Source organism: Trabulsiella odontotermitis (assembly GCF_001188485.1).
Lineage (GTDB): Bacteria > Pseudomonadota > Gammaproteobacteria > Enterobacterales > Enterobacteriaceae > Trabulsiella > Trabulsiella odontotermitis_A.
In genome coordinates this window covers 120,860-128,394 of sequence record NZ_JNGH01000070.1, presented here as the reverse complement: position 1 = coordinate 128,394, position 7,535 = coordinate 120,860, and the positions used below count along the sequence as shown (strand labels likewise).

General features: G+C 57.2%; 7 protein-coding genes and 1 pseudogene. 3 read left to right on the top strand and 5 right to left on the bottom strand.

What is annotated here, in order from left to right; all coding sequences use genetic code 11:
- Both GM30_RS07330 and fumC read left to right on the top strand, forming a co-directional pair.
- Window positions 1-270 (top strand): fumarate hydratase C-terminal domain-containing protein (locus GM30_RS07330; protein ID WP_049848074.1); only part of this gene is annotated, 270 nt, incomplete at its 5' end.
- Between the two features lie 185 nt (window positions 271-455).
- Entirely contained in the window at window positions 456-1,859 is a 1,404-nt protein-coding gene (gene fumC, locus GM30_RS07325) for a class II fumarate hydratase (RefSeq protein WP_049848073.1), read from the top strand.
- Here fumC and tus read toward each other — a convergent pair.
- The 3 genes from tus to rstA all read right to left on the bottom strand — a co-directional run bounded on the left by tus (window position 1,856) and on the right by rstA (window position 4,908).
- Window positions 1,856-2,785: a DNA replication terminus site-binding protein gene (gene tus, locus GM30_RS07320; RefSeq protein WP_049848072.1), complete on the bottom strand. Its 930-nt coding sequence runs from the start codon at window positions 2,783-2,785 to the stop codon at window positions 1,856-1,858. The two genes, fumC and tus, sit on opposite strands and share 4 nt — an antisense overlap.
- 78 nt (window positions 2,786-2,863) lie before the next feature.
- Window positions 2,864-4,165 carry a two-component system sensor histidine kinase RstB gene (gene rstB, locus GM30_RS07315; RefSeq protein ID WP_049848071.1) on the bottom strand — a complete coding sequence of 434 codons (1,302 nt, stop codon included), beginning with the start codon at window positions 4,163-4,165 and terminating at the stop codon, window positions 2,864-2,866.
- A gap of 26 nt (window positions 4,166-4,191) precedes the next feature.
- Complete coding sequence (rstA, locus tag GM30_RS07310; RefSeq protein ID WP_049848070.1) at window positions 4,192-4,908, bottom strand: two-component system response regulator RstA; 717 nt, start codon at window positions 4,906-4,908, stop codon at window positions 4,192-4,194.
- 128 nt (window positions 4,909-5,036) lie between these two features.
- Between rstA and GM30_RS07305 the strand changes: the two genes are divergently transcribed.
- Window positions 5,037-5,372 carry a GlpM family protein gene (locus tag GM30_RS07305; protein ID WP_049848069.1) on the top strand — a complete coding sequence of 112 codons (336 nt, stop codon included), beginning with the start codon at window positions 5,037-5,039 and terminating at the stop codon, window positions 5,370-5,372.
- On the opposite strand, the gene folM is transcribed toward GM30_RS07305, so the two are convergent.
- Window positions 5,369-6,094, bottom strand: coding sequence for a dihydromonapterin reductase (gene folM / locus GM30_RS07300; protein WP_049848068.1), 726 nt, complete (start codon window positions 6,092-6,094; stop codon window positions 5,369-5,371). The genes GM30_RS07305 and folM overlap by 4 nt on opposite strands.
- A gap of 37 nt (window positions 6,095-6,131) precedes the next feature.
- Window positions 6,132-7,488, bottom strand: a pseudogene (locus GM30_RS07295) (amino acid permease).
- Window positions 7,489-7,535: the final 47 nt, after the last annotated feature.

Genomic DNA, 7,535 nt, shown 5'->3' with positions numbered 1-7,535 from the left:
ATGCTGGCGAAAGGCAACCGCAGCCAGCAGGTGACGGACGCCTGTCATAAGCACGGCGGTTTCTACCTTGGCAGCATTGGCGGCCCGGCGGCGGTACTGGCGCAGGACAGTATCAAAAGCCTGGAATGCGTGGAATACCCGGAGCTCGGCATGGAGGCTATCTGGAAAATCGAGGTTGAAGATTTCCCGGCGTTTATCCTGGTGGATGACAAAGGCAACGATTTCTTCCAGCAGATCCAGTCATCGCAGTGCACGCGCTGCGTGAAATAGCACTATTGCCCGGCGGCGCTTTGCTTGCCGGGCCTACAAATCCGTAAGCCGGGGAAGGCGGTAGTCGCCACCCGGCACATCAAGAGCGCACAAAGCGCCATGCAGTCATTCTGAAGCAAGCAATACTTTATCCTGATTGGCATGTGAGCAATGTCTCTAACTTTATCGTTATCAAGGAGAAAGTAATGACAACGTTACGCCGCGAAAAAGATTCCATGGGCGCGATTGACGTCCCGGCGGATAAGCTGTGGGGCGCGCAAACGCAGCGTTCGCTGGAGCATTTTCGTATCTCAACGGAGAAAATGCCGACCGCGTTGATCCACGCGCTGGCGCTGACCAAACGTGCAGCGGCAAAAGTGAATCAGGATTTGCACCTGCTGGCCGAGGACAAAGCGGGCGCGATAATCGCCGCCGCGGACGAAGTGCTGGCGGGCAAACACGCAGACGAATTTCCACTGGCGATCTGGCAGACCGGTTCCGGCACCCAGAGCAACATGAACATGAATGAGGTGCTGGCCAACCGCGGCAGTGAACTGCTCGGCGGCATTCGTGGCATGGAGCGCAAAATTCATCCTAACGATGACGTTAACAAAAGCCAGAGTTCTAACGACGTTTTCCCGACGGCCATGCACGTAGCGGCGGTGATTGCGCTCAATGAACAGCTGATCCCGCAACTCAAGGTGCTGAAAAAGACGTTGAGCGATAAATCCGCCGCGTTTGCCGATATCGTCAAAATCGGCCGTACCCATCTGCAGGACGCCACGCCGCTGACCCTCGGGCAGGAATTTTCCGGCTGGGTGGCGATGCTTGAGCACAACCTGAAGCATATCGAACTCAGTCTGCCGCACCTGAGCGAACTGGCGCTCGGCGGCACGGCGGTCGGCACCGGCCTGAACACCCATCCGGAATATGCCTTCCGCGTGGCCGAAGAGCTGGCGACCCTCAGCGGACAGCCGTTCGTCACCGCGCCGAATAAATTTGAAGCGCTGGCCACCTGCGATGCATTGGTCCATGCCCACGGGGCGCTGAAAGGGCTGGCGGCGTCGCTGATGAAAATCGCCAACGACGTGCGCTGGCTGGCCTCCGGCCCACGTTGCGGTATCGGCGAAATTGCGATCCCGGAAAATGAACCGGGCTCCTCCATCATGCCGGGCAAGGTTAACCCGACGCAGTGCGAAGCGATGACCATGCTGTGCTGTCAGGTGATGGGCAACGATGTGGCGGTGAACATGGGCGGGGCGTCCGGTAACTTTGAGCTTAACGTCTACCGGCCAATGGTGATCCATAACTTCCTGCAGTCTGTCCGTCTGCTGGCTGACGGCATGGAAAGCTTCAATGCGCATTGCGCGGTGGGTATCGAGCCGAACCGTGAGCGAATCAATCAGTTGCTGAATGAATCGCTGATGCTGGTGACGGCGCTCAACACCCACATCGGCTATGACAAAGCCGCTGAAATTGCCAAAAAGGCGCATAAAGAGGGGCTGACCCTGAAAGCGTCGGCGCTGGCGCTCGGCTACCTCACGTCAGAACAGTTCGACAGTTGGGTCCGTCCGGAAGAGATGGTCGGCAGCATGGACATTAATCACTAGCCAGNNGCCAGATACAGATGCAGCCGCGGGATCATCAGGGTCAGCGGCTGCGCCTGCGGTTTATAACGATACTGAATGTTTTCCGCATCGTAATTCAGCAACTCGCCAATATCCGGCACGCTGACGCCGCGCGTGCCGGACATCAGGGCGATCATCGGGCTCGGGCAGGCGTACTGAACCTGTTTTTGCTCGCCCGCATACCAGACGCGGGCGACGGGCTGCACCTTCACCGGCCGTTTAATTTTCAGTTTCGCACGCTGCGGCAGCGCGGCGATATCCTGATATTCTTTCTCCAGCTTCGCCTGCCACTGCTCCCGCGTCCACGGCGCGACGGCACGCGGCGCGCTCAGGCTTTTTTCCAGCTGTTTAAGCACGTCGTCACGGGTCAGATTCTTGATGAAATGTTTGTTCGCCCAACCGAAACGTAAGGTACTCGGATCATTGAGTAGCGTCAGTGAGCGGTAGGCACTGAGGGTAAGCAGGCCAGGCAAATAGCGGTGAACCCATTCAAAGCGAGCGGCGGAGGGCAGCCCGGATTCCACCGTCACGATCTTTTCAAACGCGGCTTTCAGGGTATTGATATGAGTGATGCGTGCCGTCAGCTGCGCGTGCTGTTCCGCGGATGTCTGAAAGCAGAGTACACCCGGCAGACGAACGGCGGCTTTGCTGCTGCGTTTCTCAGACTGTTGCTGAATGAACAGATGGCTGAAGTGGGTGAGCGCCACGTCGCGCGCCTCCTGGCCGATGAGTTGTGTCACCTGAATCTGCGCCAGCGGGGCATGCTCCTCTTCCTTGCTGATTTCCGGCAGGACAAACACCCGCGCCGCCAGCAGCCGACATTCGGTGAGATCGTCACGAAAAGCGGCCAGTTCATGCTCTAACGCGCGGAACGTCGCGGTCAGTCGTTCAACAAGATCGTATTGCATCGTTACGCCCTTCATTAGTTACAACATACTAGTGACTGGCTAAGTATACGCAGAGGTCAACTTCTGTGCAATCCCTCGTCAGGCAAGGGCGGAAAGGGGGATGTGATGATAAACCGGCCAGCTAAAACTAAACCGTGCGCCGCCCAGATGGCTTGGGTCGCAGGCCACGTCGCCAGACATCGCCTGCGCGATAGAGTGGACAATCGCCAGCCCGAGACCGCAGCCGCCCGTCGCTCTGTCGCGGCTTGGGTCAAGCCGGACAAATGGCTCGAACACGCGTTCACGTTCGTTTGGCGCAATACCCGGGCCGTCGTCTTCAACGCACAATGTGGCGCGAGAGCCCGCTAACGTCAGACTGACCTCCACACGTTGGTTACTGTAACGCAGCGCGTTGTTCACCAGGTTATCGAGCACGCGCTCCATCAGACGCATATCCAGGGCGCCGTAGTCACCCGCATTCAACTGCGACAGGGTGACGGCGCGTTGCGGATTCACCGACTGAATATCTTCGATATGCGCGCCGATCCACTGCGGTAAATCCGGCGTCGTTAGCGTCAGTTCGTTTTGCGGACGATCGAGGCGGGCGTAAGTCAGCAGCTCTTCGATCAGCCCTTCAAGCTGGCTGATGTCGCGGTTCAACGCCTGAGACTCGGTTTCATCCAGATTTTCACTCATTTCCAGGCGATAACGCAGGCGCACCAGCGGCGTGCGTAGCTCGTGCGCAATGCCGTCGATTAGCTGTTTCTTACTGGCGATCAGCGCGTTGATGTTGTCGGCCATCTGGTTAAAGGTGACGCCGAGCCGCTGGAAGCTGGACATATTATCGAAATGAATACGTTCGGCGAGGTGTCCTTCACCGAAACGCTGGGCGGCGGCTTCCAGTCGTAGCATGTCCTGCCAGTGGGGACGCATCCAGACGAACACCGGGAAAGCCAGCGAAACGGCAATCAGGGCCATCAATGCCATATCCAGCAGACGCATTTCATGCAAAAAATAGAGGTAGGGCACCGGCCCGACGGCCAGCACGTAATGGCTGCGCGGGATGCGCTGAATAAAGGTGTACTGATCGTCCAGCGCCACGATGTCACCGGCGCGCAGGTGTTTCATGGCGACGTCGGTCAGGTGGAATTTATTGAGCGGCTCCACGCGCAAATCGAATGAGAGGTTGAAATCCATCTCTTTCAGCGTCTTGCTCCAGTCGCGCGGTGGGATTTCACGTAGCTCGCTGCGCATCAGATACAGCGAGCTTTTCATCAGGTCGTCCAGCGACTGGCGTCCGGCCCGTTCTGCGGTAAATTTATAGACCAGCCCGACCAGCATGGTCATCACCAGGAAGCAGACAAACAACAGAAGGTAGAACTGAACGAACAGCTTTTTCATAGGGCGACCTGTACAGTGATCGAGGGTCAGTTATCCCAGGCGTGGGGCGCGAAAAGATAGCCTTTGTTGCGCACGGTTTTGATGCGATAGGGCTCCGTCGCGCTGTCGAGCAGTTTCTTGCGTAAACGGGAAATCGCCACGTCGACGCTGCGGTCCATGCCGTCATAGGTGACACCGCGCAGGTTTTTCAGCAACGCGTCTCTGTCCATAATTTGCCCGGCATGGGTCGCCAGTTCCCAGAGCAGATCGAAATCTGCGGTCGAGAGGGCGACGTTTTCCCCGCTGAGGATCACCTGCCGGTTCACCGGGTCAATCGACAGCGAACCAAAGCGAATGGCTTTGTGCGGAGTTAATGGCGATACCGTCGTCGCCGTCGACGGGGTGACGCGCTGACGTAAATGCAGACGCAGACGCGCCAGTAAAACGGCGGGGGGCGTGGTTTTCAGAATGTAATCACTGGCGCCCATTTCCAGCGACAGTATATGGTTCATGTCGCTGTCGAGAGACGTCAGCAACACAATCGGGCCTTGCCACTGGTTGCGCAGATCGCGGCATAACGTCATGCCGTCTTTACCCGGCAGCATGATGTCCAGCAACACGAGGTCAGGCTGCTCGCGGGCGATAACCTCTTCAGCGCGATCCCCGCGTGGTTCAACAACCACATCCATATCATGCTTGCCCAGATAAGCGGCAATCAGCGCGCCAACCTCGGGATCATCTTCGACATAAACGATCTTGTTCATAATCTACATGCGCAACTAAAAAACGTAACATACACCCCCGCACAACCGGCTTCCATTAATCTTTTATAAACACGATGAATTCCGTTATGCTGCCCGTTGTTGTTACTTGAATGTTAAGGCAAAAAACGATGGGGCTGGTGATTAAGGCGGCGTTGGGTGCGCTGGTGGTAGTGTTGATTGGCGTACTGGCGAAGACCAAAAACTATTACATTGCCGGGCTGATCCCGCTTTTTCCGACTTTCGCGCTGATCGCGCACTACATCGTCGCCAGCGAGCGAGGCATTGAAGCGCTGCGTGCGACCATTGTTTTCGGCATGTGGTCGATCATTCCGTACTTTCTTTATCTGCTGTCGCTGTGGTATTTCACCGGTTTCTGGCGCCTGCCGTGGGCGCTGACCGGCGCTGTCGCCTGCTGGGGGCTCAGCGCCTGGGTGCTGATTGCCGTGTGGAGCCGCTTCCACTAACGCAGATGACGGCCGCCATCTACCGCGAAACTGCGTCCGGTGACGAAACAGCTGACTAACAGGTAATCGACCAGTTCAATGATCTCTTTCTCGCCCGGCGCGGTTTTCATCAGTGATTTATTCAGCGCCTGCTGCCGGTAATCGGCATCATCGCCTTCGTTAAACAGAATCAGCGAGGGCGCAATGGCGTTCACTTTCACTTCCGGTGCCAATTTCCGCGCAAATGAGCGGGTCATGTTATCCAGCGCCGCTTTGCTGGCGGCGTAAGCGATATGCTTGTCGCTCCCGCGTTCCACCACGTAATCCGTGAAATGAATAATATCACTGGCGGCGTGGCCGTGGCCGCGCAGTAATCCTTCCAGCGCATGGTTGAGCAGGTAGGGTGCATGAACGTGAATGTGCAGCATCGCGCTTAAGACGTCACTCAGCGGGACACCGCTCTTTTCTGCCATCCAGCCGCTGGCGTTGTGCAGTATCGCCCGCAAACCGTGCGGGGCGTGGTTTTTCACTTCTTCAGCAAACGCCAGAATGCTGTCATCGGTAGAAAAGTCCGCCTGAATACAGGTTGCACCGGCTTCGCACAGACCCTCGAGAGCCGGGTATTCGCTGCGATAGCTGATGATAACGGACTGTTTCAGATTGAGAAAATGGTGGGCAAGGGCGAGGCCGATACGTCGGCCTCCACCGGTGATGAGGACAGGGCGCTGTCGGGTGGTTCCCATCAGTGTCTCCTTAGCGTTCTGCGATGGGGAAACACGATTACCCCATCAGCATCCACGTTGCCGGGAAAGCGGCAACCAGTATAAAACCAATTAATGCCATTTCACGACGTCTGAGCATCTGATCGTGCTGGTGCGTGCGACGCGCGTAAAGAAAGACCAGTAAACCCGGCGCATACAGCACCACGGACAACAGCAGATGCATCGGGCCGGAAGCATACAATAACCATAAGCCATAAATGCAGGCACCGATACCTACCGCTTTATGCAGTGGACGTGTGGCAATTTTCAGCAGGAAAGCACCGACGAGAAAATAGGGCACGAGGATCATCTCTGAAGCGATGGTCAGCAGCGTGTTGTAATCGGAGCCGGTCAGCCAGATCAGCACCAGGCAGACCTGAACGCTGATATTGGTCAGCCACAGTGAGGCGGACGGCGCGCTGTTTTCATTCTGACGGGCAAAGACACGCGGAAACGCTTTATGCGTAGCGGCCAGATAGGGCACTTCAGCGGCCATGATTGTCCAGCTCAGGTACGCGCCGCAGACGGAGACGATAAGTCCGGCGGCGATGATCACCTCGCCCCAGGAACCCATCATTTTCACCATCAGTCCGGCCATTGAAGGATTACGCATTTCCGCCAGTTCCGGACGCGCCACCACGCCCAGCGACAGCAGCGTCACCAGCAGATAGACGGCCAGCGCAGAAAGTACCGCCAACAGCGTGGCGCGCCCGACATCATTCTTATTGCGCGCTCGGGCAGAAACCACCACCGCGCCTTCGACGCCAATGAACACCCACAGCGTAATCAGCATGGTGTTTTTGACCTGCTCCCAGACCGGTACGCCAAGTGCAATACCGCTGAAATNCCAGGCCCGCCAGCACCACAAACAGCCCGAGCGGCAGCAGCTTCGCCAGCGTGGCGACCAGGTTGATGCTCGCCGCTGTCTGTACGCCGCGCAGGACAAGAAAATGCACGAACCACAACAGCACCGACGCGCCGATGATGGACTGCCAGGTGTTGCCGTCGCCAAACAGGCGTAATTCCGGCGTGTCGGTGAAGAAACTCAGCGCCGAAAAGACGATAACCAGATACGAAACGTTGGCGATCACCGCGCACAGCCAGTATCCCCACGCCGAGCAAAAACCAATCAGTTCGCCAAAACCTTCGCGGGCATAGGTAAAAATACCGCCGTCGAGGTCAGCGCGAATCCGTGTCAGCACCAGCATGGCAAAGGCGAGAAACAGGATCCCGACACCGGTGATGGCCCAGCCGATAAGCAGCGCTGCCGGGCTGGCCACGGCGGCCATGTTCTGCGGCAAACTGAACACGCCAGCGCCGAGCATTGAGCTCAATACCAGAGCGGTGAGCGCGCTGAGACCTAGTTTCTTTTCCATGGGCATCCTGTGATAGTAAATCGGGATGAAAGAATATTTATTGTGTG

Bases quoted from the DNA above. Each gene is read 5' to 3' on its own strand.
- fumC (WP_049848073.1), top strand. From the start codon at position 456: ATGACAACGTTACGCCGCGAAAAAGATTCCATGGGCGCGATTGACGTC.
- rstB (WP_049848071.1), bottom strand. From the start codon at position 4,165: ATGAAAAAGCTGTTCGTTCAGTTCTACCTTCTGTTGTTTGTCTGCTTC.
- rstA (WP_049848070.1), bottom strand. From the start codon at position 4,908: ATGAACAAGATCGTTTATGTCGAAGATGATCCCGAGGTTGGCGCGCTG.
- GM30_RS07305 (WP_049848069.1), top strand. From the start codon at position 5,037: ATGGGGCTGGTGATTAAGGCGGCGTTGGGTGCGCTGGTGGTAGTGTTG.
- folM (WP_049848068.1), bottom strand. From the start codon at position 6,094: ATGGGAACCACCCGACAGCGCCCTGTCCTCATCACCGGTGGAGGCCGA.